General features: G+C 41.1%; 19 protein-coding genes and 5 pseudogenes. 5 read left to right on the plus strand and 19 right to left on the minus strand.

Translation table 11 applies throughout. The features are described 5' to 3' along the window. The first annotated feature begins 34 nt into the window (after positions 1-34). Entirely contained in the window at positions 35-1,087 is a 1,053-nt protein-coding gene (locus JCM21531_RS06495) for an inorganic phosphate transporter (RefSeq protein WP_038288511.1), read from the plus strand. Positions 1,088-1,138: 51 nt separating this feature from the next. Beyond that, positions 1,139-1,761 (plus strand): annotated as a pseudogene (locus tag JCM21531_RS06500) (DUF47 domain-containing protein). Positions 1,762-1,940: 179 nt separating this feature from the next. Here the strand turns inward: JCM21531_RS06500 and JCM21531_RS21030 are convergent. Next, positions 1,941-5,380 (minus strand): annotated as a pseudogene (locus JCM21531_RS21030) (NAD(P)-binding protein). Positions 5,381-5,687: 307 nt separating this feature from the next. Here JCM21531_RS21030 and JCM21531_RS06510 point away from each other — a divergent pair. Continuing rightward, positions 5,688-6,620, plus strand: a complete 933-nt coding sequence (locus tag JCM21531_RS06510) for a LysM peptidoglycan-binding domain-containing protein (RefSeq protein ID WP_243467331.1) — start codon at positions 5,688-5,690, stop codon at positions 6,618-6,620. Between the two features lie 14 nt (positions 6,621-6,634). Then, complete coding sequence (locus JCM21531_RS21045) at positions 6,635-6,937, plus strand: hypothetical protein (RefSeq protein WP_243467332.1); 303 nt, start codon at positions 6,635-6,637, stop codon at positions 6,935-6,937. 102 nt (positions 6,938-7,039) lie between these two features. Here the strand turns inward: JCM21531_RS21045 and JCM21531_RS21050 are convergent, their stop codons facing one another. From JCM21531_RS21050 to JCM21531_RS18270, 4 genes are all read right to left on the minus strand, one after another. Further along, a complete protein-coding gene (locus JCM21531_RS21050; RefSeq protein WP_464077809.1) occupies positions 7,040-7,522 on the minus strand; it encodes a L,D-transpeptidase family protein in 483 nt (160 codons plus the stop codon). Between the two features lie 590 nt (positions 7,523-8,112). Further along, positions 8,113-8,805 carry a LysM peptidoglycan-binding domain-containing protein gene (locus JCM21531_RS06520; RefSeq protein WP_038288455.1) on the minus strand — a complete coding sequence of 231 codons (693 nt, stop codon included), beginning with the start codon at positions 8,803-8,805 and terminating at the stop codon, positions 8,113-8,115. Positions 8,806-8,968: 163 nt separating this feature from the next. After that, positions 8,969-9,640: a superoxide dismutase gene (locus JCM21531_RS06525; protein ID WP_038288457.1), complete on the minus strand. Its 672-nt coding sequence runs from the start codon at positions 9,638-9,640 to the stop codon at positions 8,969-8,971. Positions 9,641-9,716: 76 nt separating this feature from the next. Then, the gene (locus JCM21531_RS18270) at positions 9,717-10,283 is read right to left on the minus strand and encodes a DUF4829 domain-containing protein (RefSeq protein ID WP_094184748.1); all 567 of its coding nucleotides are present in this window, start codon (positions 10,281-10,283) and stop codon (positions 9,717-9,719) included. A gap of 400 nt (positions 10,284-10,683) precedes the next feature. On the opposite strand from JCM21531_RS18270, the pseudogene xynC reads away from it, so the two are divergent. Beyond that, a pseudogene (gene xynC, locus JCM21531_RS06535) lies at positions 10,684-12,581 on the plus strand (glucuronoarabinoxylan endo-1,4-beta-xylanase XynC). 123 nt (positions 12,582-12,704) lie between these two features. Here xynC and hypE read toward each other — a convergent pair. The 14 genes and pseudogenes from hypE to JCM21531_RS19285 form a co-directional block, all read right to left on the minus strand. Beyond that, positions 12,705-13,682, minus strand: a complete 978-nt coding sequence (gene hypE, locus JCM21531_RS06540; protein WP_038288460.1) for a hydrogenase expression/formation protein HypE — start codon at positions 13,680-13,682, stop codon at positions 12,705-12,707. Positions 13,683-13,686: 4 nt separating this feature from the next. Continuing rightward, on the minus strand, positions 13,687-14,736 hold the full coding sequence (gene hypD / locus JCM21531_RS06545) for a hydrogenase formation protein HypD (RefSeq protein ID WP_038288463.1): 1,050 nt from the start codon (positions 14,734-14,736) through the stop codon (positions 13,687-13,689). Continuing rightward, entirely contained in the window at positions 14,723-14,950 is a 228-nt protein-coding gene (locus JCM21531_RS06550; protein ID WP_038288466.1) for a HypC/HybG/HupF family hydrogenase formation chaperone, read from the minus strand. The genes hypD and JCM21531_RS06550 overlap by 14 nt, the downstream gene beginning before the upstream one ends. Positions 14,951-14,955: 5 nt before the next feature. Next, positions 14,956-15,939: a Kae1-like domain-containing protein gene (locus tag JCM21531_RS21065; protein ID WP_243467333.1), complete on the minus strand. Its 984-nt coding sequence runs from the start codon at positions 15,937-15,939 to the stop codon at positions 14,956-14,958. After that, positions 15,939-17,216: a Sua5/YciO/YrdC/YwlC family protein gene (locus JCM21531_RS21070; RefSeq protein ID WP_243467334.1), complete on the minus strand. Its 1,278-nt coding sequence runs from the start codon at positions 17,214-17,216 to the stop codon at positions 15,939-15,941. The genes JCM21531_RS21065 and JCM21531_RS21070 overlap by 1 nt, the downstream gene beginning before the upstream one ends. Continuing rightward, positions 17,189-17,841, minus strand: a pseudogene (gene hypB / locus JCM21531_RS06560) (hydrogenase nickel incorporation protein HypB). Before hypB ends, JCM21531_RS21070 begins: the two are co-directional and overlap by 28 nt. A gap of 14 nt (positions 17,842-17,855) precedes the next feature. Then, positions 17,856-18,194 carry a hydrogenase maturation nickel metallochaperone HypA gene (hypA, locus tag JCM21531_RS06565; RefSeq protein ID WP_038288468.1) on the minus strand — a complete coding sequence of 113 codons (339 nt, stop codon included), beginning with the start codon at positions 18,192-18,194 and terminating at the stop codon, positions 17,856-17,858. After that, entirely contained in the window at positions 18,139-18,525 is a 387-nt protein-coding gene (locus JCM21531_RS18275; protein WP_094184749.1) for a 4Fe-4S binding protein, read from the minus strand. The genes hypA and JCM21531_RS18275 overlap by 56 nt, the downstream gene beginning before the upstream one ends. A gap of 60 nt (positions 18,526-18,585) precedes the next feature. Beyond that, positions 18,586-19,665 (minus strand): hydrogenase large subunit, encoded by a 1,080-nt coding sequence (locus tag JCM21531_RS06570; protein WP_038288470.1) that lies wholly within the window; start codon positions 19,663-19,665, stop codon positions 18,586-18,588. After that, complete coding sequence (locus JCM21531_RS06575; protein ID WP_038288472.1) at positions 19,658-20,017, minus strand: NADH-quinone oxidoreductase subunit C; 360 nt, start codon at positions 20,015-20,017, stop codon at positions 19,658-19,660. Before JCM21531_RS06575 ends, JCM21531_RS06570 begins: the two co-directional genes overlap by 8 nt. 65 nt (positions 20,018-20,082) lie before the next feature. Next, positions 20,083-20,520 carry an NADH-quinone oxidoreductase subunit B family protein gene (locus JCM21531_RS06580; RefSeq protein WP_038288475.1) on the minus strand — a complete coding sequence of 146 codons (438 nt, stop codon included), beginning with the start codon at positions 20,518-20,520 and terminating at the stop codon, positions 20,083-20,085. 9 nt (positions 20,521-20,529) lie between these two features. Then, a pseudogene (locus JCM21531_RS06585) lies at positions 20,530-21,389 on the minus strand (respiratory chain complex I subunit 1 family protein). Between the two features lie 2 nt (positions 21,390-21,391). Next, positions 21,392-23,302: an NADH-quinone oxidoreductase subunit 5 family protein gene (locus JCM21531_RS06590; protein WP_038288478.1), complete on the minus strand. Its 1,911-nt coding sequence runs from the start codon at positions 23,300-23,302 to the stop codon at positions 21,392-21,394. A gap of 455 nt (positions 23,303-23,757) precedes the next feature. Continuing rightward, complete coding sequence (locus tag JCM21531_RS19285) at positions 23,758-23,916, minus strand: hypothetical protein (RefSeq protein ID WP_173400175.1); 159 nt, start codon at positions 23,914-23,916, stop codon at positions 23,758-23,760. Positions 23,917-24,035 lie beyond the last annotated feature (119 nt).

The raw sequence follows: 24,035 nt of genomic DNA on the forward strand, positions 1-24,035 counted from the left end.
AAATAATGTAATACATAAAGAAAGTAGAGGGAATATGACTGTAACACTTACTGAATTTTTAAGTCACTTAATATCAAGTCCTCCATTAATTATAACTACGATTCTTACATTGGGAGTAATAATGGTGAATGGATGGACTGATGCTCCTAACGCAATTGCCACTTGTGTTTCGACACGGTCAATAAGTCCGCGTGCCGCCATAATAATGGCAGCATTTTTTGACTTTCTTGGTGTTTTTGTTATGACAAAGCTCAATGCAAGAGTAGCAGAGACCATTTATAAAATGGTTGATTTTGGGGGAGATTCCGGTAAAGCATTGGTAGCCCTTTGTGCCGCTCTTTTTGCGATTGTGCTTTGGGCGACGGCTGCCTGGTGGTTTGGGATTCCAACCAGCGAGAGCCATGCACTTATTGCCGGAATAAGCGGTGCTGCAATTGCCCTTCAGAAAGGCCTTGGCGGTATTAATTTTAATGAATGGGTTAATGTTCTTTACGGCTTGGCATTGTCCTTGATATTGGGTTTTGCAACGGGATGGTCGGTTGTAAAGCTGGTTGAGAAGCTTTTTAGAAGGGTCAACAGGTCAAAAACTTTTGGCTTTTTCAAAAATGCCCAGGTTTTATCCAGTGCCGGTATGGCATTTATGCATGGTGCACAGGACGGACAGAAATTTATGGGCGTATTTATGCTGGGCATGTTTTTAACGCAGGGACAAGCACAAGTGACGGAATTCGTCATACCGAACTGGATGATTATTCTTTGCTCGGCAGTTATGGCCACAGGTACTTCTATTGGAGGATACAGAATTATTAAAGCTGTGGGAATGGACATGGTCAAACTTGAAAAGTATCAAGGATTTTCTGCCGACCTTGCAGGCGTAATATGCTTGTTTATAGCATCACTTTTCGGTTTGCCGGTCAGCACCACTCATACCAAGACGACAGCTATTATGGGTGTGGGTGCGGCAAAACGCATATCCTCAGTTAACTGGGGAGTGGTAAAAGAAATGGTGACAGCATGGATTTTGACTTTCCCGGGATGCGGATTGATAGGCTTTTTGATGGCATTGCTGTTTATGAACATCTTTTAACGCGGATTATAAAAGTAATGGAAATATATTTTTGAGGAAGAGGTTTGGATTATGGCACGAAAAAAAGATTCATATTATTTTGACACATTTGTGGAATTGGTGGATTATTCTTGCCAGGCGGCAAATTTGTTGAACCAGATTATGAATAATTACAAGGCGGAAGAATTGCCGGAAAAAATGAAGGAAATGCACGCTATAGAGCATAGCGGAGACGAAGCAAGCATATAATGGTTAAAAAGCTTGCAAAAGAATTTATAACTCCTATTGAGAGGGAAGATATCATGGCATTGACGGATGCAATAGATAATGTGACCGACTCAATTGAAGACGTAGTAATGCGTATGTATATGTATAATGTTAAAAGCATCCGCCCGCAGGCCATAAAAATGACCGAGATTATTGTGAAATGCTGCAATTCGTTAAAAACAGCACTTAGTGAGTTTATTAATTTCAGAAAGTCTCCGGATTTACACCAATTAATTATTGAAGTCAATCAGCTTGAGGAAGAGGGAGACCGGCTATTTACAGAGGCGACAAGAGATTTGTATTGCAATTGCAATGACTGCAAAGAGATCGCAGGATGGGATATGACCTTCCACTACCTTGAAAAATGCTGTGATGCTTGCGAGGATGTTGCAGACGCTATAGAAAACGTTATAATGAAGAATTCGTAAATAACCTAAAGCTTAAAATACACGGGATTATCCAATATGTAATTTTGATATGCAGTTTAAATAAAAGCTCGGGACATCAAGTCCCTTCGCTTTTGCCTCTTTCATTTCATTCCAAGAGGCCAAATAAAAATAAGGACCGGTTTTATCCGGTCCATTTCTATTTTATATGCAAACGGCTTTTATTTGGAGTCATTTGGAATAACGCCGAGCATCGGCTCTTCTATCTGTTTGCCGTTAAGCGCGATATACACGCCTTTGCCCGGATGGTTTTCCTTTAATCGGATTGTCTTAATCTGAACAAACGGATCCATTTTAAACAGCTTTATTTTTGTGCTCAAATCATTGTAAAGGTTTTCAGCGCCTTTTTGCATACAGGATTCACACATGCAAATTGTAAATTCTTGAACGTCAAATGCTGCAGTTCCTTTTTTGCGTTCAGGGCTGCAGGTGTTGTCACCGTGTTTTGGAGTATAGTGCGTATGCAGAAGCTCATGAGCCAGATGAGAATTCGGCTCACCGTAAAACTCGTTGTAAAGCCTTAAGATATCCGGATTCTCCTGAGACTTTCTGTATTTTGAAACTTTGTCTATATTCACAAGAACTTGCTGGCGTCTTTCAAGGGAATCTACTTTTTCAGGAACAGGATGTCCGGCACCGCAGATACATCCACCGGGGCACGCCATTACTTCTATAAGGTCATATCCCACATCAACGCCGTTTAGTATTTTCTCAATGATAGGTTCAGCATTCTTAAGGCCGCTGACAACAGCCACACGGACCTTTGTGCCGTTCGCATCTACTGTGGATTCTTTTACGCCTTCAAAGCCGCGGATTTCTTCAAAGTCGAGATGATCGGTAAGCACATTTCCGGTAAGCTTTTCAACAGCCATACGAAGGGCAGCTTCAGCCACACCACCGGAAGCACCGAAGAGTATACCCGCACCGGAAACTTGCTTATAAGGCTCGTCAAATTCCTGAGGTTCTATTTCCGAAGGCTTGATGTCTGCAAGTTCCATCATTTCAAGCATTTCTGTGGTTGTAAGAACTGCGTCCACATCACGGATGCCATCGGGAGCAAACTCCGGACGTGCAGCTTCATATTTCTTTGCAAGACATGGAACTATGGATACCACAAAGAGGTCCTCTTTATTTAATCCCATAAGCTTTGCATAGTGATTTTTAACAGTTGCACCCATCATCATCTGCGGTGATTTGCAGGTGGAAAGGTGAGGAATTATTTCAGGATATCTCTTTTCAACAAAATTGATCCATCCCGGGCAGCAGGATGTAAATTGAGGCATTACACCCTTGTTTTGAACCCTTGAAAGGAACTCTGTGGTTTCCTCCACAATGGTCAGGTCTGCAGCAAACGTAAAGTCAAATACCTTGTCAAAACCAAGCTTTTTAAGGAGTCCTGCCATAAACGGAGATGCTTCCTCATGTGAAACACCAAAGGTATTGGAAATAAGGCTGCGAACAGCCGGCGCAACAAATCCGACAACAGTCTTTTTGGGATTGTTGATTGCCCTTACCACTTTTCCTCTCTCACGGCGATAGTCGAGGGCAGCGCACGGACAAGCAGTAACACACTGACCGCAGCTTACGCAATCGGTTTCTCTGAGAGGAAGACCGCTTTTTGTACCTACAAGCTGACGGCCGTTTTTCATATAGAAGGTGAGAACACCCGGACCTTCAATCTCAGCACATGCAGCGATACAGCGTCCGCAGGAAATACACTTGTTATGATCGCGAACGATGAATGGGTGGTCATCTACCTTTGGAATATATGGACGCTCGTGAACCGGTTCTTCGTAAACTATGCCATGCATACTTGCTTCTTTTCTTAAGTCGCAGGTGAAACGAGCACTACATCCGCATTTGAGACAACGGCGCGCTTCTTTTCTTGCAGTTTCTTCAGCAAGACCCAATTCAACTTCATTAAAGTTGTTTTTACGTTCAGCAAGAGAGATTGAGGGCATTGTTGCACGGGCAACTTTCGGTATCTCACGGAATTCCCATTTCGGAAGATCTTCCATGGAACCGCGGCTGCAGCTGTAGTCTATATTTCCTTCTTTGATATAACCCTTCATCAGGAAACTATCCATGGATTCGGCTGCCTGACGGCCTGCGGCAACAGCCTGAATTACCGTTGCGGGGCCTGTTACACAGTCACCTCCGGCAAATATATTGTACTCGGAAGTCTGTAAGGTCTTGCCATTGACTTCGATATCTCCCCATTTGTTGAGTTTTACCGGAAGGTCGTTGTAGAGGAACTGGGTGTTGGTACTTTGACCTATGGCACCGATTATTGTATCTGCATCAATCTCAATTTCGCTTCCTTCAATAGGAACCGGGCGGCGACGGCCGGAACGGTCCGGTTCTCCGAGCTGCATACGAATACATATAAGCTTCTTTTTGCCGTCTTTTAAGACAATTTTGGTAGGTGCCATCAAGAAGATCATTTCAACACCTTCATGAATAGCTTCTTCCACTTCGTAGGGCTCTGCCGGCATTTCCTCACGGGTACGGCGGTATACGAGCTTTACAGATTTTGCTCCTTTTCTAAGAGCTGTACGGGCACAGTCGATGGCTGTATTTCCGCCTCCGATTACCACAACATTGTCTCCTAAAGGAATATCAACGTTTTTTGTCACCTGCTCAAGATAGTTTATACCTGCCATACACCTTCAAGCTTTTCACCTTCAATATGCATCGGGGTTGCCTGCCATGAACCTATTGCAAGATAAACGGCATCAAAATCCTTGTGAAGGTCTTCAAGATGAATATGGGTTCCTAAAGCCTTCTCAGTCATAATTTTTACACCGAGATTTTTTATAAGCTCAATTTCTTTGTCGAGAGTAGCTTTTGGAAGACGATATTCGGGTATACCGTATCTCATCATTCCTCCGGGATGAGGCTGACGCTCGAAAACTGTCACATCATGGCCTTTAATAGCACTGTAATATGCAGCAGAAAGACCTGAAGGACCGGCTCCTACTATAGCAATTTTCTTGCCCGTTGGAGGATTCTTTACAGGAGTCCATGACTGAGGCTGAGCCATATCCCAGTCAGCTGCAAATCTCTTGACATAGTTGATTGCAACGGGAGAATCCACAAGGTTGCGGCGGCATTGGGATTCACAAGGATGAGGACAAACACGGCCGCATACAACGGGGAAAGGATTCCTTTCTTTAATGACACGGATGGCAGCTTCAAAGTCTCCGTTGCCTACATGGCGCAGATATGATTAAATGTCAATGTTTGCAGGGCATGTCATTACGCAGGGAGCAACACAGTCCGCATTGTGATCGGAAAGGAGCTGTTCTAAGCGTATTTTTCTATAGTTTTCAAGTTTGGCACTGTTGGTGCATATCACCATACCTTCCTTGATGGGAGTCTGACATGCTTTGACATCTCTTTCTCCATCAGGGGAGATTAAGGTAACAACACACAATCCGCAATTGCCGTTTGACCTCTCAAGTCTGATGTCATAGCACAGATGCGGAATGTGTATATCCTCCTGAAGCAACGCCTGGAGGATGGTGAGGTTGTCATATACCTCCATTTCACGACCATTAACAGTCACTTTAATGCGATTATGACCTTCTAATGTTTTCATTTTCTTCACCTCAAAAAATACATTTCATAAATTTTATAAGCTATCTTTTTGCATTAAAATTAAATGATGGAATTTTTGTGAATGGGCTTTTATTTCCCACCCTATATATTATAGCTGAGGGATCGAATCTTGTCTTCATAATTTGATAAATTTTTAACTAAATTTTTTAAATTTCTTAAATTCCTTAAATTTACTTGCCACAATTTACACAAAGGATTTCATTGTTGGAAGTCGAATACTTTTTTATGTAAACTTAAGAAGCATATATTAAAGCAAACTATACACTATCAAGGGGGATTTAATTAAAATGGGACTTAAGAAAACTATAATTTGTGGGGCCTTGAGCTTAGGTATCATGACGGGAAGTGCAGGATTTGCTTTTGCTCAGAATGTTGATTACAAAGTACAATCCGGCGATACGTTCTGGAAGATAGGTCAAAAGTATAATATTTCTACCACCAGTCTCTTAACGGCAAACAATGCAAATGAGAATACGGTGTTGTATCCGGGACAGACAATAGTACTTCCGATTAAAGACCAATTGGTGCATATAGTCCAATCCGGGGATACTTATTGGAATATAAGTCAAAAATATGGAATAAATTTTCGAGATATGCTGTTACTGAACAATGCAAATGACAATTCGATGCTTCGTGTCGGAGATAAAGTAATCCTTCCCGGTACAGCAAATTATACTGTGCAAAAAGGAGATACTTATTGGACTATAAGCCAGAAATTCAAGGTAAACTTTACGGAACTGCTAAAACTAAATGGCGCCAACGACAAAAGTTATCTTGACATAGGACAGGTAATAAAAATACCTGTAACAAGCATATCACAGGCTCCTGCAACGCAAAACAACAATTCAAACAATACTTCAGGCAACACCCCAAGCGGTCCATATATTACTTACACAAGTTATACAGTTCAAAAAGGCGATAGCGCATGGAGTATTGCAGAAAAGTTTGGAATTCCTGCAAACGAGCTGATGGATGCGAATAATATCAATTCTTCAACGGTACTTAATATCGGGCAGAAATTGAAAATTCCGGTACATAATGTACCTGTAAAAAGCACACCCGGTGCAAAGTATGGAGAACTTTTGGATTGGTGGACGGAAGCACAGTATGTAATCCCAAGAGGAAGCACTTTTGAGGTAGTGGATTTCTATACAGCAAATCCTTTTTCGCAAAACGTACAGCAGGTTCAAACCATGCAGACTGTGAAACTCTTACCGTAAAGGATACCAACATTATGAAGGAAATATGGGGAGGCTTCAGCTGGGTAAGAAGACCTGTGATAATCAAATACAATGGAAGAAAGATTGCTGCCAGCATGACTGCAATGCCGCATGCGGGAAATGACAGTGCTCCGGGTGGAGTTTGGACATCGTGGAGAAGCGGAGATTATGGCGCAGGCACAAATCATGACTATATTAAAGGTAATGGTATTGACGGACACTTTGACATACATTTCTACAACAGTACAAGGCATAATGACGGAAAAGTGGATACAAACCATCAGCAATGTATAAAAATATCGGCTGGAGTGCAATAAAGGGTTAGTATATAATGGGAGATAATTTAGTACTGCAAAAGTTTTAGGGCAGGTTATATTATTAAAATTATAGCCAGCCTTTTTCTTTATTTTTATCTTTGTTTAGTAAATATTTACTATTGTACCAACCGGAACTTGATTAAAGAGTTCATTAACATCGGCATTATACATTCTCACACATCCGTTGGAGGCAGCTGTTCCAATGGAAGCGGGATTGTTGGTTCCGTGGATGCCGTAGTGGGGTGCTGACAGTCCCATCCAGCGTGTTCCGAACGGTCCTCCGGGATTAACCTGCTTATTTATTATTGTAAATGTTCCCTTAGGTGTAGGAGTTGTCGGTTTGCCTGTTGCCACAGGATATGACTTTATTAATCTTCCATTACGGTACAGTGAGAGGGTTTTGGCTGCTATGCTTATTATAATTCTTACGGGGGATGGAGCTACAGGTATGCATATTACCTGTCCGACATAAAGGGCATTGGGATTTATTCCGGGATTCGCATTTATAAGCTGCTGTACTGTTACGTTGAATATTTTTGCTATAAGCGCCAAGGTATCTCCTCTGCGGATAACATAATAGTTCATTGTAGGGCACCCGGGATTTTCTGATTTTGGCTGAGGGATGCAAATTATCTGTCCTACATAAAGCTTTTCGGGAACAATGCCGGGATTGGTATACAGTATTTCCTCAACGGTGGTATTGAACTTTACGGCTATGTTTGATAAGGTATCTCCGCTTTTTATTTCATAAGGAGATGTACCGATAGGGCATGAGGAGCTTGGTTGAGGGATACAGATTACTTGGCCTACATAAAGCCTTTCAGGAATAATACCGGGGTTTGCATCAAGCAGAACTTGCACAGTGGTGTTGAATTTTGTCGCAATGGCTGCTAAAGTGTCTCCGCTTTTTATTACATAAGCAGTTGAACCAGGAGGGCATGCAGGTTGTGGCGGCTGTACATAGGGTATGCAAATTACCTGGCCTATGTAGAGCCTTTCCGGAACAATACCTGGATTGGCAGCAAGTATTGCTTGTACAGTGGTGTTGAATCTGTTAGCAATAAGATAAAGGGTATCCCCTGCACGCACAGTGTAGGATGTGGTGCCGGCAGGGCATTGACGGTTAAAATCCGAATACATATTTCATTCACCTCTTTTGAATTAAATTTCAGTAGTCAGGATACGGTTACAGTTGTTCCTACAGGCACAAGATTAAACAGCTCGCTTATGTCCTTATTGGACATTACAATACTGTTGCTGGTTGAGACAACATCAATGAATTCCGGTGTGTTTGTACCGTGAATCCCAAAACCTGCTTCAGACAGACCTATCCACCTTGCTCCCATCTCAACTCCCGGATCAACCTGTTTGTTTAGAACCGTAAATCTTCCCCTTGGAATGGGTGACGCCGGATTTTCCAATGCAATTCTGTATGTTCTGTAAACGCTTCTGTCGCGGTATACCGTAAGGGTTCGTTCTGCTACATTTACATTGACAGTGATGGGAGGAGGAGCTACAGGTATGCATAAAATTTGATCCACATACAAGTCGTTGAGATCAATTCCGTAGTTTGAATACAAAAGCTGCAGGGGAGTTATATTAAAGTAAGCTGCTATTGAGTCTAAGGTATCTTCCGGCCTTACAACATAATAATTTGTTGTTGGGCATGAAGGATATATTTGTAAAGTTAGCGGAATACATATTTGCTGGCCGATTCTTAAAGAATAGGGATTAATATCCGGGTTTGTATTAATAATATCCTGTACAGTGGCTCCATATGTTCTTGCTATGGCGGCCAAAGTATCCCCGGCTTTTATCGTATAGGGAACAAAACCTGCGGGACACTGCCTTTGATAATATGAGAACATAAGGTGTCACCTCCATAAATAGACTGATATTATAGTATATTAATTTATGTAAATTGTGTTACAATAGAAGCTCGAGACATCGAGTCCTTTGGCTTTTGCTCCTTTCATTTCAAGAGGTCAAAAAGAAAGTCAGAAGAAAGTGTTCTTCTGACTGTTGAATGATTTAAGCCAACCAAAAATTGTTCATCAGAGTAAGGGGTACCTGACCGTTCATTGCTAAAAGAAGGCGTCTTTCAACTTCATGCCAGTTGATTAAGTTCCACCACCGGTTTATATATTCCTTTCGCCTGTTTTGGTAATCCAGATAGTAGGCGTGTTCCCAGACATCACATACAAGAATCGGGATTCCGCTCCACTGGGTCAAATTCTGATGCTTTTCTGCTTGCAAAATCTCAAGCCGTCTCCATGTCGGCTGCCAGGTCAAAATTCCCCACCCTGATGCTTCCACATTTTCAGTTGCGCTTTTGAATTGCTCTTTGAAGGAGTTAAAGCTTCCGAAATAGCTGTTTATCTGGCTTAAGGTGCGCATGCCGGGCTGCCCTCCTGTTCCCGGAGGTGCCATGACAGTCCAGAATATACTGTGGAGAATATGTCCTGAGCCATTGAAGGCCAGCTGATTTTCCCAGTATTTTATATATTTGAAATCATTATTTTTCCGCGCTTCCACTAGGCTGATTTCTGCCCTGTTCAGGCCATCGACGTAAGCTTTGTGGTGCATGTCGTGATGAATTCTTAAAGTCTCTTCGCTGATTACAGGCTCCAACGCATTGTAAGGGTAGGGCAGAGGTGGCAACCGATGCTGTCCGGGCGCTACAGGCATTATTGCATATTGCATTGAATAAATCGCCTCCGGTAAAGTAGTTCACAATGCTATATTATTCTTTTGAGCATCGGTTGGTGTAAAAATAGTTTTATACTCCCCAGTCATGTATTTTCCATTCGCTATCAGACGTGTCTTTTATCAATATGTAGTCTTTGTCGATTGTATTGCTGCTGTAGCTTGCTTCAGCTGAATCCATAGCACCTTTGTATACAACATGAAATGTGATTACTTTATATGGTTTTCTGTCAAAATAGTGAAAATAACTTTGTGGAACAGTATCTCTTATATATTTGCCGGGATGCGAAATTTCAAGCAGTTCGATATCATTTGGTTTACTAAATCTTTCTTCTATAAAATCTTGCTGTACGAAAGGATCTTGATAAGCTCCCAAGGTGCTTTTATAAGTTTCAAAATCTCCTTCCATTATCGCTTTAAAGTGTTTTTCCAGTACAGCTTTTGCTTCATTAATATCTGCTTCATCAATGTAAGTTTCATTAGTATCCGCTTCATTAATTGTTTGTTTTTGAATTGGCTGTTCTATATTTATATTCTCATTAAGTTGGCTTCTGACGGGAATTGAACAACCTGTAATTACTGCTGTTAAGAAAAGTAAAAAGGTGGCACGTAATAGTGATTTGAATGCTTTACTACCCATTTTCGTTCCTCCTTAAAGAATGTTTATACTAATTACCATTATTATACTATGTCTATTGTTAAAAAGTAAATTATATATAATCTTTTAGACCTAAAAATACAGACGCAAAAGTATAAACAGTCTAAAATAAAAGTATACGCATTTTATAGATATATATTATTCTGCAAACCATTTATTGATGTTTGAGGTTATATATAATAGATGAATTGCTGTATATGGAAATGTGTATTTGTGTACAATTTCAATTGCCGATCAAAATTTTAAATTAATTTCGATATTAAATTTTATATTCCGAACTTAAAAATAAAATTACTTTCGAATAAGTAACATGAGTGACAGTATTCAATTTGCCCTTGCTTCTCAATTTCAAGGGATGAAAATATATATAGGGAGGAATAGTATGCGTAGATTAAGAAAATTACTGCTATTCTCTACTGTTTTATTTGTTGTTTTTACTCAACTTTTTTGCTTTACGGTAACAGTAGGGGCGGCAGAAACTGCAACGATTAATTTGACGTCAGAAAAACAAGTAATCCGAGGCTTTGGAGGAATGAACCATCCCGTTTGGATTTCTGACTTGACGGCCGCACAGAGGGATACGCTTTCGGAAATGGGGATGGACAGTTGGGCTTTACCATTTTGAGAATCCATGTGGACGAGAACAGAAATAATTGGTCAAAAGAATTGGCAACTGCTAAAAGAGCGATTGAGCATGGAGCAATAGTCTTTGCTTCTCCGTGGAATCCTCCAAGTGATATGGTAGAGACATTTACCCGTAACGGCGTACCAAATCAAAAAAGGCTTAAATACGACAAGTATGGGGCGTATGCCCAGCATCTTAACGATTTTGTTGCATACATGAAGAGTAATGGTGTGGATTTATATGCGATTTCAGTTCAGAACGAGCCTGACTATGCCCATGAGTGGACATGGTGGACTCCTCAGGAAATGCTTCGCTTTATGAAGGACTATGCCGGTTCGATTAACTGCAGGGTTATGGCACCGGAGTCATTCCAATATCTGAAAAATATGTCGGACCCGATTTTAAACGATCCGCAGGCACTTGCAAATATGGATATACTTGGGGCTCATTTTTACGGCACTACTGTAAACAACATGCCTTATCCTTTATTCCAGCAAAAAGGAGCAGGAAAAGAGCTCTGGATGACTGAGGTTTATGTTCCGAACAGCGACAGCAATTCGGCAGACCGCTGGCCTGAGGCAATAGAGGTTGCGTATAATATGCACAATGCTTTGGTAGAGGGAAATTTCCAGGCATACGTTTGGTGGTATATCAGAAGATCCTACGGACCTATGAAAGAGGACGGTACTATAAGCAAGCGCGGTTATATGATGGCTCATTACTCGAAGTTTGTCCGCCCGGGATATGTAAGGGTTGACGCAACAAAAAATCCTACATACAACGTATATTTATCTGCTTATAAAAACAAAAAAGATAACAGTGTTGTGGCAGTGGTTATAAATAGAAGTACTGAGGCCAAGACAATCAATATATCTGTACCCGGCACAAGCATTCGCAAGTGGGATAGATATGTTACTACAAGCTCGAAGAATCTAAGGAAAGAATCGGCTATAAATGCAAGCGGAACCACCTTCCAGGTTACTTTGGAACCCCAAAGCGTTACAACCTTTGTAGGCGCGGGCTCGAGCGGACCGGAAACACCGGTTGAGAGAAATGCTTTTTCGAAGATCGAAACAGAAAGCTATGACGCCACTAATTCCACCACTGTACAAGTAGTGGGCGCAAATGGCGGAAGTGGTTTGGGATATATTGAAAATGGAGACTACATGGTATATAAGAATGTAAACTTCGGAAACGGTGCAAACACATTTAAAATAATGGCTTCAACTACCGGTACTCCCAAAATAGAAATACGGCTAGACAGTCCGACGGGTACTCTTGCAGGTACATTGCAAGTGGCTGCAACCGGAGGCTTTAATGCCTATCAAGAGCAAAGCTGTACTATTAATAATGTAACGGGAAAACATGATGTGTATTTGGTGTTTGGAGGACCTGTAAACGTTGACTGGTTTACCTTTGCAATGGAACAGGCGGTACCTGTCAAGTATGGCGACCTCAACGGTGACGGCAAAGTAAATTCCACCGATTCCACACTTTTGTCAAGATATATTTTAAATCTTATTAGTACTTTCCCGGTGGAAAATGGCGAGAAAGCTGCGGATTTAAATGGAGACGGTAAGGTAAACTCTACAGACTACAATATTTTAAAAAGATATTTACTAAAATATCTTGATAAATTTCCTGTAGAGTCATAAGCCAGAATTATTCTTTCTATTAAAAATAAATCTTCACAAATAAATATTCATAATTAAATCTCCCAAACATTTAAAGCTCCGGCAGGAATTTTAAGTATCTGCCGGAGCTTTTGCATCTTCTTTTTAACAAATACGGGGAAGTCCTTCACCGTATAAAACATCCAATATCCTGCTTCCTTGAAGAGTTGTAATCATCGTAACTCCGCTTCCGTCCACAATGTGGCCGATGATTTGGGCATTTTCACCGTACCTGCTTTTTCTAACTACTTCAAGAGCTGTTTTAGCCTGCTTGCCCGGCACAACGGCTATCATTTTCCCTTCATTTGCCATATAAAGAGGGTCGAGTCCAAGAATATTGCAAAGTCCTCTGACTTCATTGCTGATGGGAAGGACAGCTTCGTATATCTCAACGCCACAATTTGAAGCGGATGATATCTCGTTGAGTACTGTTGCAAGCCCGCCCCGGGTGACATCTCTCATACAATGGACTTCTATATTGCTGTCGAACAGGTTTTTAACTATTGAAACGAGCGGAGCACAGTCGCTTTTTATATTGTTCTCAATTTCCATTCGCTCCGACATTATTGCGGCGTGGTGGTCTCCTAAGTTGCCTGAAAGTATGATGGCATCACCTTTCTGGCAATTGGAAATACTGACGCCGCTTTTTACTATTTCACCTATACCGGACGTATTAATATAAATGCCGCCCTGGCCTTCAATCACTTTGGTATCTCCGGCAACAATTTTGATTCCAGCTTCTTCTGCCGAGAGTTTCATTGAAAAAGCAATCTTATCGATAGTTTCAATTTCCGCACCTTCCTCAATAATAAAGCCTGCGGTAAGGTATTTTGGAATTGCCCCCATCATGCAAATATCATTTACTGTGCCGCATACGGCAAGTTTTCCAATATCCCCGCCGCTAAAAAAAAGAGGAGTCACGACAAAGGAATCGGTGGTATAGGCGATTTTGCCCTTTATATCCAACACCGCTGCATCTTCAAGCCTGTTTAGTATGTTGTTGTCAAAATGCTTTAAGAATATTCGGTTTATTAAATCTTCCGTCTGCTTTCCGCCGCTGCCGTGGGACATATTTATTTTCATTTCTCTACACCTCACAATTTCTGTACCAGATTCCGCAGGCACCCTCGGAAGAAACCATGCACGCTCCAACGGCATTTAACGGAGAGCAGGCTTTGCCAAACAGAGGGCATTCCTGAGGAGTAATTCTTCCCAGTATTACATCAGCACATTTACAGCCTGCAGGGGTAACATCAACATCTTCGGAACTTGTGCTTCCGGCATCAAAATCCTTGTATTCTGTTCTTAGCTTTAGTCCTGAACCTTCTATTATTCCGATTCCCCGCCAGTAATCGTCTGCAGCTTCAAAATACTTGTCAATCAAAGCTTTTGCTTTTTCATTTCCTTCGGCCGTTACCGCGCTTTGATACATATTTTTCATATTGCATTCGTTGTTTGAAATCTGGCGGACTATTTCATAGATTGCCGCAATAATATGTCCGCCCTCAAAACCGCCTATCACAAAAGGTTTACGGTACTTTAACGCCATTTCGCTGTAAACCGAGGAGCCGATAATAACACTGACATGGCCGGGACAGAGGAATGCATCTATATTTTTTTCATTTGTACAAATATATGAAATCGCAGGGATAATGGTCTTAAGCGATGTCATAATCCTTAGATTTTTTATATTATTCTTGATTATTTCTTCAATAAGCAGTGCATAAATGGGAATGGTGGTCTCAAATCCCACTGCGGCAAAAACAAATTGGGTATCGGGGTTTTTCATTGAAACCTTGACTGCACCAAGGGGAGAATAGAGAATTTTAACATTTCCTCCCATTGCCTTTGACTCAGTAAGGGTGAGTTCGCTTCCCTTTACCTTCATCATATCGCCGAAAGTCAAAACACAGTGATTGTCCTTTAAAGAGTATTCTACGAGCCTGTCGATATAAGACGAGGCTGTTACACATACAGGACAGCCCGGACCCGAAATAAGCTTTATACGTGGGGAAATGAGACTTCGGATTCCGTTTTTAAAAATGCTGGAAGTGTGGGTACCGCAGACCTCCATTATTCTGATATTTTTTCCGTCATACTCTTTCAGCTCTTTCTTTATAGTCTCAAGAGTCTTCATTTTGCTCCTCCTCAAGGTCATTAAAAAGCGACAATATTTCTTTTGCCATATCCTTTTTAAGAACCTCAATGGCACAGCCCGCATGAATAAGCACATAATCTCCAATTTTAGCCGAAACCAGTTTGATGTTTGCTTCGTAAATATTCCCGAGGATGTCGACTTTTGCCGTATCTCCATTAATTTCTACTATTTTACCGGGTACTGCAACACACATGTTTATCACCTCTCCAATCCAATAAAGGTCTGTCCCAGACCAATCGAACCGTCATTGGGCGGAACGGACACATTGTAGTATACCTTAAAGTGTTTATCCCTCAAAATCTTAAGCGCTCGTTCCATCAGTACAGTATTTTGAAATACACCGCCGCTTAGGGCGACAGTATTAATATTCTGCTCTTTACGTATTATCTCACATACCTCTAATATCATATCCGCAACGGCATAATGAAAGCCCAGGGCAAGAGAACCTATGCCTGCACTGTATCTATGATGGCAAAGGGATTCGAATACCGGTTTTGGGTCTATTTCTATTAAATCACTTTTTTGCTTAATTTCAAAGGCCATATTTTTAGGCTCTGTTCCTTTCCTTAATGCCAAAACAGCCTCTTTTTCCAGCATTGCTGCACATTCTCCCTCATAGCTGTTTTCATGCCGGATTCCCAAAAGGGATGAAACTGCATCAAACAATCTTCCCATACTTGAGGTGAGTACGGTATTGATATTATTCTTCAAAGCAGCCTTTATTATATCTTTGCGCTCGTCCTTTATATATTTGTCAAGGTTCGAGCTTAGTAAAAAGCAAACAGCGGTTTTGGCTGCATCCCGCATGGAGGCATCACCGCCCAAAATCGGAGTGTAGCGAAGATGGGCCGCCCGTTTAAACTCTGCACCTTCACAGACTAAAAATTCACCGCCCCATATTTGCCCGTCGGTACCATACCCCGTTCCGTCAAAAGCGACGCCGATAACCTGTCCGTCTAAATGATGCTCTGCCATAACCGATGCAATATGCGCATGATGATGCTGGACGTATATCAGCGGAATGCCAAGGCTTTCGGCAAATTTGGACGAGTGATAGTTGGGATGCATATCGCAAACTGCAATATCGGGAGTGATTTTTAACATATGACATAGATCCTTGACTGAAGCTTTGTACCTCTCCAGTACCGTCCTTTCTTCCAAATCACCAAAGTATTGGGACATTACTGCATTTCCGTTCTTATAAAGCAGAAAGACGCTTTTAAATCGCCTCCCGCCGCAAAAATTTGCAGTTCCTTTTTATCGTTTGGACAAAAAACAGGGTAGGGGACATGGCCGCGGCTTCTTCGAATCAGCTGGGGGGTGCTGTCCATAACCTTGGACACTGAGTCGTCGACAGAGCGCACAATTCTTCGCTTATTGTATAAAACGCCGTTTAACAAGGGCGATTTTAACGACAGCATTTCTTGATTGTCCTTTATTATGGGCTTATTTGATATATTGGCGCTCGTCATAATTAAAGGTCCGCACCTTTTGATAAGCAGCACTTGAAGCGGGGTATAGGGTAAAAAAGCTCCGCAGTATATGCTGCCTTGGCAAGCGGAAGGGGCCATGGAGTCGTTTTTTAAATACAGCAAAACAATAGGCCTTGCCTTTGACTTTAAAAGTTCTTCTTCTTTTTCGGACACAATGCAGTATTCGCGTATCGAGTCCACCGATTCGAACATTATTGCAAAGGGCTTTGCCTCACGGCCCTTTAGTTCTCTAAGTTTCAAAACGGTATCTTCCAAAAACGGGGAACAGGCAAAATGATAGCCCCCTATACCTTTTACCGCAATTATTCCACCGGACTCTATGATTTTGGCCGCTTCTTCAAAGGCATCCTTTTCAGTAAGTTCATTGGCATCGGTAAGATTGTTGAAAATCAAATAAGGTCCGCAGTCATAGCAGGATATGGTTTGGGCATGAAAACGCCTGTTTTTTGGGGATGTGTATTCTTCCCGGCAGGAAGGGCACATATCAAAATCCCTCATGGTGGTGTTGTGCCTGTCATAGGGAAGCTCTTCTATAATAGTATACCTGGCTCCGCAGGACATACAGCTGATAAAGGGATTCAGAAAACGCCTGTCGGTACCGATGAATAGTTCCCTTTCACAACTTTCGCATACAGGAAGGTCCGGCGGAATTATGGAGATTTCTTCATCATTCCCGCTTTCGATGATTCGAAATCCGTCAAATTTCCGCTCATTTATGTTTTCAGTCTCTATACCGGTTATTTCAGAACCAATAGGTGCGTTTGTCTTTAAATCCTGCAAAAAATCATTATATTTTTCCTCGGAGGACTGTAATATTATTTCCACCAAACCTCCGATATTTCGTACGGTTCCCAATATCCCGTGTTTTTTTGCAATATTATAGACAAAGGGTCTGAAACCGACCCCCTGAACTATACCTGAAACTGTTATTTTCTTTGTTATGCTTTTGCTCTTTCGTTTATCCATAACATCACTTCGTCAAAACCTTCACCTGTTTTGCAGGATACTTTTATCACAGGGGCTGTTTTGTTTAAAGCCCTTATGCCGTCAATAAAGAAGCTTTCATTGAAATCGACATAGGGCAAAAGGTCACACTTGTTTAAAATAATGATATCTGCCTTTTCAAAGGCAAGAGGATATTTATAGGGCTTGTCGCTGCCTTCAGTTACAGTGGAAATGAGCATTTTTGCGTGCTCACCTATCATAAATTCCGCAGGGCAGACGAGGTTGCGATATTCTCTATGAATAAAACTCCTTTTTCAATGTTGAGGTCGTCCACAGCCTTGCCAATCAGCGGCGAATCCAAATGGCAGGCTCCTCCTGTGTTTATTTGTATGGTCTTGACTCCTAGGGAAAGAAGGGTCTTAGTGTCAAAATCCGATTCTATGTCTCCTTCAATGACATAGGGAGTAATACCCTGAAGCCTTTTAATTATTTGAATCAATGTGGAGGTCTTGCCTGCACCCGGCGAACCCATTACGTTGACGGCATAGATGCCTCTCTTTGTTAGAGACTTATTTATTTGGGATGCCACTTCGTCATTTTTGTCATAAACAGACTGCATTACTTCAATTTTTTTGCATTCTGACATTTTCAAAACTCCCATCAAATTTCTATCGATTCTATATAAAATTCGTGTCCTATCTTCGTCGGACTGCCTTGTCCGCCGCAGGAGGGACACTCGAAGGAAAAAGGTTTTCTCTCAAAGAGAATGCCGCACTCTCCGCATTTTAGCATTGGTTTTACGCGTTTGATATTGAGTTTTGCATTTTCACACAAGGTTCCTTCTGCAATAATTCCAAAATACAGTTCTATGGAACTGGCTACGTAGCCGGAATAGTCGCCCACTACCAAGTTGATTTGCTTTACTTCTTTGGCGTTGTGTTTATTAGCATGCTCCTGCGATATTTCGATTATTCTCTTTGTTATCGGATACTCGTGCATTTCGGTATTCATCCTCTACATTTTCAAATGACGGAGCAGTATATATGTTATTCATTTTAAGGCACTTTTTCGGGCAAACTTCGCTGCAATAACTGCATTGTATACAACGAAGGCGGTTTATGCTCCATAGGGATTCTGCCTTCACAACATTAATGGCGTTCGAAGGGCAGCGCCTTGCACACAACCCGCAGAATATACAGTCCTCAATATTAATCTCAATTCTGCCTCTTGAAGCAGGGAAGGATCCCTTCTTTTCAAGGGGGTATTGAACTGTATACGGTCCGTGAAATATACTTTTTATAAGTGTCTTTGTCATAGTAAAGAAAGACATAAATTACACCATCCTATTTAAAACCATTTTGTTCATCCGTATTTACGGCCATTCTGTGTATCATCTTTCCGTACAGCTTATGCAAGGGTCAATGGTTAGAATCAATACAGGAACGTCAGCAAGCTGACAGCCTTTGAGTGTCTCCAATAGAGCCGGAATATTTGCAAAGGTTGGAGTACGGACTCTGACTCTGTCCAAAAACTTTGTTCCGTTTGCCTTTACATAATATAAAACTTCTCCGCGAGGCTGCTCTAAACGGGTAAAATATTCACCGTTGGGATTTCCTGAAACTTTTACCTTGATTTCGCCTTCGGGAATCATAGCTATGCACTGACGAATCAAATCAATGGATTGGAAAACCTCTCTGATTCTGACCGATGTCCTTGCGTAGCAATCTCCGGCGGTTTCAAGAATTGGCTCTATTTTGAGCTTACCATATGCTGCATAACCACTTTTTCTCATATCAATATCGATACCGCTGGCTCTTGCCATAGGTCCTACTGCGCCCAGTTCAAAAGCCGCCTGCTTGGAAAGCACGCCAAGGCCTTGGGTACGAAGTATTACGGAAGAGTCATTCAAAAATACTTTTGTAATTTCTGAATATTCCTTTTCAAAACCGTCCAATATGGAAGTGATTTTTTTCAGAGTTTCCGAATCTATATCTCTTCTAACACCGCCAATATCGCAAACGGAGAATATCACTCTTCCTCCGGTGGTCTCCTCAAATATATCCAGAATTTGCTCTCTGAGCCTCCAGGAATGCATAAACAAGCTTTCAAACCCAAGGGCGTCAGCCAAAAGCCCTAACCACAGCATATGACTGTGTATACGCGACAGCTCTGCCCAGATGGTTCTTAAGAACTCCGCTCTTTCGGGGACTTGTACTCCCATTATGCTTTCAATTGACATACAATAACCCATTCCGTGCATAAACGAGCAAATGCCGCAAATTCTTTCCGCCACATAGGTATACTGCTGATAATCCTTTTTTTCCACCAGCTTTTCAAGACCGCGGTGTATATATCCAATAGAGGGTATTGCCTCTACTACTGTCTCATCCTCAAGCACAAGATCCAAATGTATAGGTTCCGGCAAAACCGGGTGTTGAGGGCCAAAGGGAATTACTGTTTCTTTACCCATTATTATCACCCTCTTTCGCATTAAATGGTGTTTTTACAGATATCCTATAAAGTTTATCTTTGTAATCAGGAGAAATACCCGTTATATTTACCCCGAAAAGCTCCTTAATTTCATTTTCATAAAGGAACGAATAGGAATAAATACTGCTGATGCTCTCTATCTCATCCCCAGGTCGGGCAATTATCCTTAGGTTAACAAAATCGTTGCCGCTGTCGAAAGAATAACTCATCTCAATGCCGTTTTCAACATTACTTGAGGAAATTGCCACCAAACGGTAATTTGCGTTTTTAAGCCTTAAGGCATATGCCAGAAGCTCATTGGGGGATATTGTATTGATTGTTTGTTGTGCCATTTTAAATCACTTTCTTTCTTCAAAACTTCTTACGCAATAGTTATTTATACCCTTTTATTATACTCTTATTTATCTTTTTTTCTTGCGTATTTCTGCCTTTCCTCCAACATGTCCAAGGCTTTTACAACTCCGTCAATTATTGCTTCAGGGCGTGCTGCACAGCCCGGGACGTAGACATCCACAGGAATAATCCTGTCAACTCCTCCGAGCACATTATAGCATTCGGAAAAAATGCCTCCCGTTGCAGCGCATATTCCTACAGCTACAACGACCTTTGGGTCTGCCATTTGCTCATAGAGCTGTTTTACTACCGATTTATTCTGTTCGTTGATACTGCCTGTTATGAGTAAAATATCTGCATGTTTTGGATTGCCCGTGTTTATTACTCCAAAGCGCTCCACATCATACAGTGGAGTAAGGCAGGCCAGTACCTCAATATCACAACCGTTGCAACTGGAGCCGTCATAATGCAGAATCCATGGTGATTTTTTGCTAAAATTCATATCTTCACCTTACCTAAAAAATGATAAAATAATCAGATTGACTGATGCCAAAACTCCTGTTATAACCCAAGTTGATTTAAGTGCAAACTGCCATTTGGCTCTTGCAAATGCATTGTCTATCACAATTTCCAGAAGGTATGCAATTATGCAGGCTAAAATTGCAATAACATGGCTGACTGGTGACTTGAAAGCAAAAAACAAGTACACAAGGGTTAGAGTAATTATTGTCTCATACCAGTGGGTTATTTGTATTATTGCCAGATCTTTTCCCGAATACTCGGTTGTTATGCCCTGTACAATCTCCTGGTGTCCGTGGTGCGACATACTTAAATCAAAGGGTGATTTTCTAAGCTTAAAAGTCAATATATATATAAGTCCCAAGAAAACTCCCGGCAAGTAAACGATAGAAGGAATCTTTGCCGCGATTATATCTTTTATGAAAAAGCTCTTATCCCCATAATACAGTCCTATGGCTGTAAGGAGAATCATAGGCTCAAAAGCCATCATTTGAAGAAGCTCCCTTTCCGAACCGATGGTGCTGTATGGGGAATTGGATGCATAACCGCCCAGTACGAAGAATATGGAACCTAGTGTCAATGCAAACAAAGCGAGCAGTATGTCTCCTCCCAGAAGCATGATAATCGTGGTGAAAATGACGAATATAAGAGATATATATACAAAAAAACGGTGCATGGTATTAACTTCTATAGATTCCTTCTGGAAAAGCTTTAGTACATCATAAAATGGCTGCAGAACCGAGGGGCCTTTTCTTCCCTGCATTCTTGCAGTTATTACTCTGTCAAGCCCGGTTAGCAGCCTCCGGCCAATGGCGCCAGGATAATAATCGCAATTATATATAAAACCAACATTATCATTTGGTGATTCCTCCTATTAAGACTAATACTCCGGCCAATATTATGACAGAACACAGAACATTGCTCCAAAAGGCTAGCTTTTTTACGCCAAAGAAGTCTTCCATATACCAGTTGTGGAGCTTAACTTTGCGCTTTGCATGTAAGGCACCGTAGAAGCTTTCGTTGTCGCCGGTATTTTCTCCGGCCATATAAACGGGCACTATTCTGCGCCGGTCGTTTTTATATATTGGAATAAAGCTAATTGGCAGTATTAACAGCATACTGAGCATTATAAGCATAATATTTACATCACTTGTGCCAATGGGCATTGACACAGTTGGGCCAAACAATCCCGACAGATACGGTACAAGTACAAATCGGGAAATAAGCGGGAAGGTAAAGCAGGACAGAACAACAAGGACTGCGTGGATAAAAATAGGAATTTCCTCATCTATATGAAAAGTATGCTTAACATGGTCTTTTCTGTTGGCATTGGATACAAGCTTACCCATCCATTTTGTCCAGTAAAACAGTGTTGTGGCACTGCCGTATCCTAAAATAATAACTGTGAGTATATTTTTGGAATCAATAAAGGCCTTCATGGCAACCCATTTGGATATGAGCATTCCAAATGGGGCAAGGAACATTCCCGCAATTCCTACAATCATGTATCCCGAAAGTCTTCTTGATACCTTAAGAAGAATATCCATATCCTCAACATTCCGGCTTCCTATCTGGTGCTCTACAGAACCGCAGGTCAGGAAGAGTAGGGATTTTGAGATGGAGTGGAATATTAACAGCAGTATTGCAGCCCACAGAGACTCTTGTGAACCTATGCCTGAACAGGTTACTATGAGTCCAAGATTCGATATGGTTGAATAAGCCAAAATTTTCTTCGCATCGCTTTTGGATATTGCAATAATGGAGCTTATCAGGAACGTAACAGCACCCAATAGAGTAATCACTTTTCCTATGGAAGTTCCTGCAAGCAACGGAGCAAGTCTTATTAAAAAGTATACCCCTGCCTTTACCATTGTTGCCGAGTGCAAAAGTGCCGATGAAGGCGTTGGTGCTACCATTGCCCCGAGAAGCCAAGATGAAAAGGGCATCTGCGCGGACTTTGTAAGGGCAGCGATGCAAAGGAGAAAGACAGGGATAAGAACCGCCAATTCAGGCCTCATAGCTGTCAATTCCGATAGCTCGAGGGTTTTAAAATTCGTTCCGATGTATACCATTGCCGCTGCGAAAGCAAGACCGCCGCCAAGGTTGATTGCCAATGCCCTGAAGGAATTGTTCACTGCTTGGGTTGTTTTGGTATAGCCGATAAGTAGGTAGGAGCAGATGGAGGTAAGCTCCCAGCAAAAATACATCCAGATTAGGTTATTGCTTAAAATTAGCCCGAACATTGCAAAGAGAAAGAGGAAAATTACCGAAAAAAAGAAGCTTTTTCTTTCTTTATATTCTTCGTGATGTATGTGATACCATTTCATATATCCGACAGTATATATAAGTATAAGACTACCGATACCTCCAACTATGAGAACCATTACGGCAGAAAGCCTGTCGAATACAATATCCGAATGGATATAGATACCGTGTTTATGTGTAAATTCAAACCAGAGTACCAGAGCGGTTTGAACAGAGGCAAAAACCGAAACAATATACTTTTTGTTTTTTATGCCTATAAAAATTATATATGCAGCAATAAGAACCTCAACAGAAGCTATAACCGTATCAATGATATTCTTGTTTGCAAATGACAGTGATATACCATCCTTAAAATACCGACATACAACAAATAATGTAAGTATGCCGGTAACAATTGCACAAATCCTTACTATTATATTTCTAACAGCATCCTTTCTAACCGATAAAACAGCAGCGGACGCCAATACCGGAAACAATACCAATATCGAAATTGCATTCATATTTTATCTCCTTACACAAGATAATTGCCGATGTCATTTTACGCTAAAAAACCTTCAAAAACGCAGTTATGTCAAATATTTAGCGTCAACACCGACACCAGCTCCAATAAACGTCGAATAATTATAACATATCATATTTTGCTTTGCAAAACAGAAAAGGACGATTTGAGAAGTAAAAAGTTGATTATAGGAGATTTGATTAAGATATTTTGTTTAATGTCATCCAATATGCGATTTAGTTATAATTACATATTTTTAGGATACAAATATAGCTATTCCAAATAATAAAAGCTCGGGACATCGAGTTCCTTCGCTTTTGCCTCTTTCATTTCATTCCAAGAGGCCAAATGAAAAAGCGGCCGCACAAACCGTGTGACCGCTTTTTAGCACAATTTAGGTATTTAACCTGTCTATTTGACAGGAGGCATATCAGACAGAGTGTTGGCTTTTTTATTCTAGAGACCGTTTTGGCACTTGCAATTTTTTCCCTTATTTTTGTCTTTTTGCATTGATGCCCTCATGGGTTCGTTGTTGTTATCAATCTGGTCATTATAAAAAGCAGGATCATTTACACCTTCTTTTACTACATTCTTATCTCTCATCTTTTTATTCACAGAAAATTAGTCCTCCTTTTTTTAAATCAATCATTCATTATATTATTTATCTTCTGCACATTTAAAATAAATATGTATATTTTTAAAAAGGGGCCTAATGGCCCCTATTATTAGTTATT

It is taken from the genome of Acetivibrio straminisolvens JCM 21531 (assembly GCF_000521465.1).
Classification (GTDB): domain Bacteria; phylum Bacillota; class Clostridia; order Acetivibrionales; family Acetivibrionaceae; genus Hungateiclostridium; species Hungateiclostridium straminisolvens.

What these genes read in the sequence shown, in the direction of transcription:
- JCM21531_RS06495 (WP_038288511.1), top strand. Translation starts at nt 35, where the DNA reads ATGACTGTAACACTTACTGAATTTTTAAGTCACTTAATATCAAGTCCT.
- hypD (WP_038288463.1), bottom strand. Translation starts at nt 14,736, where the DNA reads ATGAAGACTCTTGAGACTATAAAGAAAGAGCTGAAAGAGTATGACGGA.
- JCM21531_RS06520 (WP_038288455.1), bottom strand. Translation starts at nt 8,805, where the DNA reads ATGTTCTCATATTATCAAAGGCAGTGTCCCGCAGGTTTTGTTCCCTAT.
- JCM21531_RS21065 (WP_243467333.1), bottom strand. Translation starts at nt 15,939, where the DNA reads ATGTCCCAATACTTTGGTGATTTGGAAGAAAGGACGGTACTGGAGAGG.
- JCM21531_RS06550 (WP_038288466.1), bottom strand. Translation starts at nt 14,950, where the DNA reads ATGTGTGTTGCAGTACCCGGTAAAATAGTAGAAATTAATGGAGATACG.
- JCM21531_RS21070 (WP_243467334.1), bottom strand. Translation starts at nt 17,216, where the DNA reads ATGGATAAACGAAAGAGCAAAAGCATAACAAAGAAAATAACAGTTTCA.
- JCM21531_RS06525 (WP_038288457.1), bottom strand. Translation starts at nt 9,640, where the DNA reads ATGCAATATGCAATAATGCCTGTAGCGCCCGGACAGCATCGGTTGCCA.
- hypE (WP_038288460.1), bottom strand. Translation starts at nt 13,682, where the DNA reads ATGAAAATAAATATGTCCCACGGCAGCGGCGGAAAGCAGACGGAAGAT.
- JCM21531_RS06590 (WP_038288478.1), bottom strand. Translation starts at nt 23,302, where the DNA reads ATGAATGCAATTTCGATATTGGTATTGTTTCCGGTATTGGCGTCCGCT.
- JCM21531_RS06575 (WP_038288472.1), bottom strand. Translation starts at nt 20,017, where the DNA reads ATGGCACAACAAACAATCAATACAATATCCCCCAATGAGCTTCTGGCA.
- JCM21531_RS06570 (WP_038288470.1), bottom strand. Translation starts at nt 19,665, where the DNA reads ATGGGTAAAGAAACAGTAATTCCCTTTGGCCCTCAACACCCGGTTTTG.
- hypA (WP_038288468.1), bottom strand. Translation starts at nt 18,194, where the DNA reads ATGCACGAGTATCCGATAACAAAGAGAATAATCGAAATATCGCAGGAG.
- JCM21531_RS21045 (WP_243467332.1), top strand. Translation starts at nt 6,635, where the DNA reads ATGAAGGAAATATGGGGAGGCTTCAGCTGGGTAAGAAGACCTGTGATA.
- JCM21531_RS06580 (WP_038288475.1), bottom strand. Translation starts at nt 20,520, where the DNA reads ATGAATTTTAGCAAAAAATCACCATGGATTCTGCATTATGACGGCTCC.
- JCM21531_RS21050 (WP_464077809.1), bottom strand. Translation starts at nt 7,522, where the DNA reads ATGAACTATTATGTTATCCGCAGAGGAGATACCTTGGCGCTTATAGCA.
- JCM21531_RS06510 (WP_243467331.1), top strand. Translation starts at nt 5,688, where the DNA reads ATGGGACTTAAGAAAACTATAATTTGTGGGGCCTTGAGCTTAGGTATC.
- JCM21531_RS18270 (WP_094184748.1), bottom strand. Translation starts at nt 10,283, where the DNA reads ATGGGTAGTAAAGCATTCAAATCACTATTACGTGCCACCTTTTTACTT.
- JCM21531_RS18275 (WP_094184749.1), bottom strand. Translation starts at nt 18,525, where the DNA reads ATGTCTTTCTTTACTATGACAAAGACACTTATAAAAAGTATATTTCAC.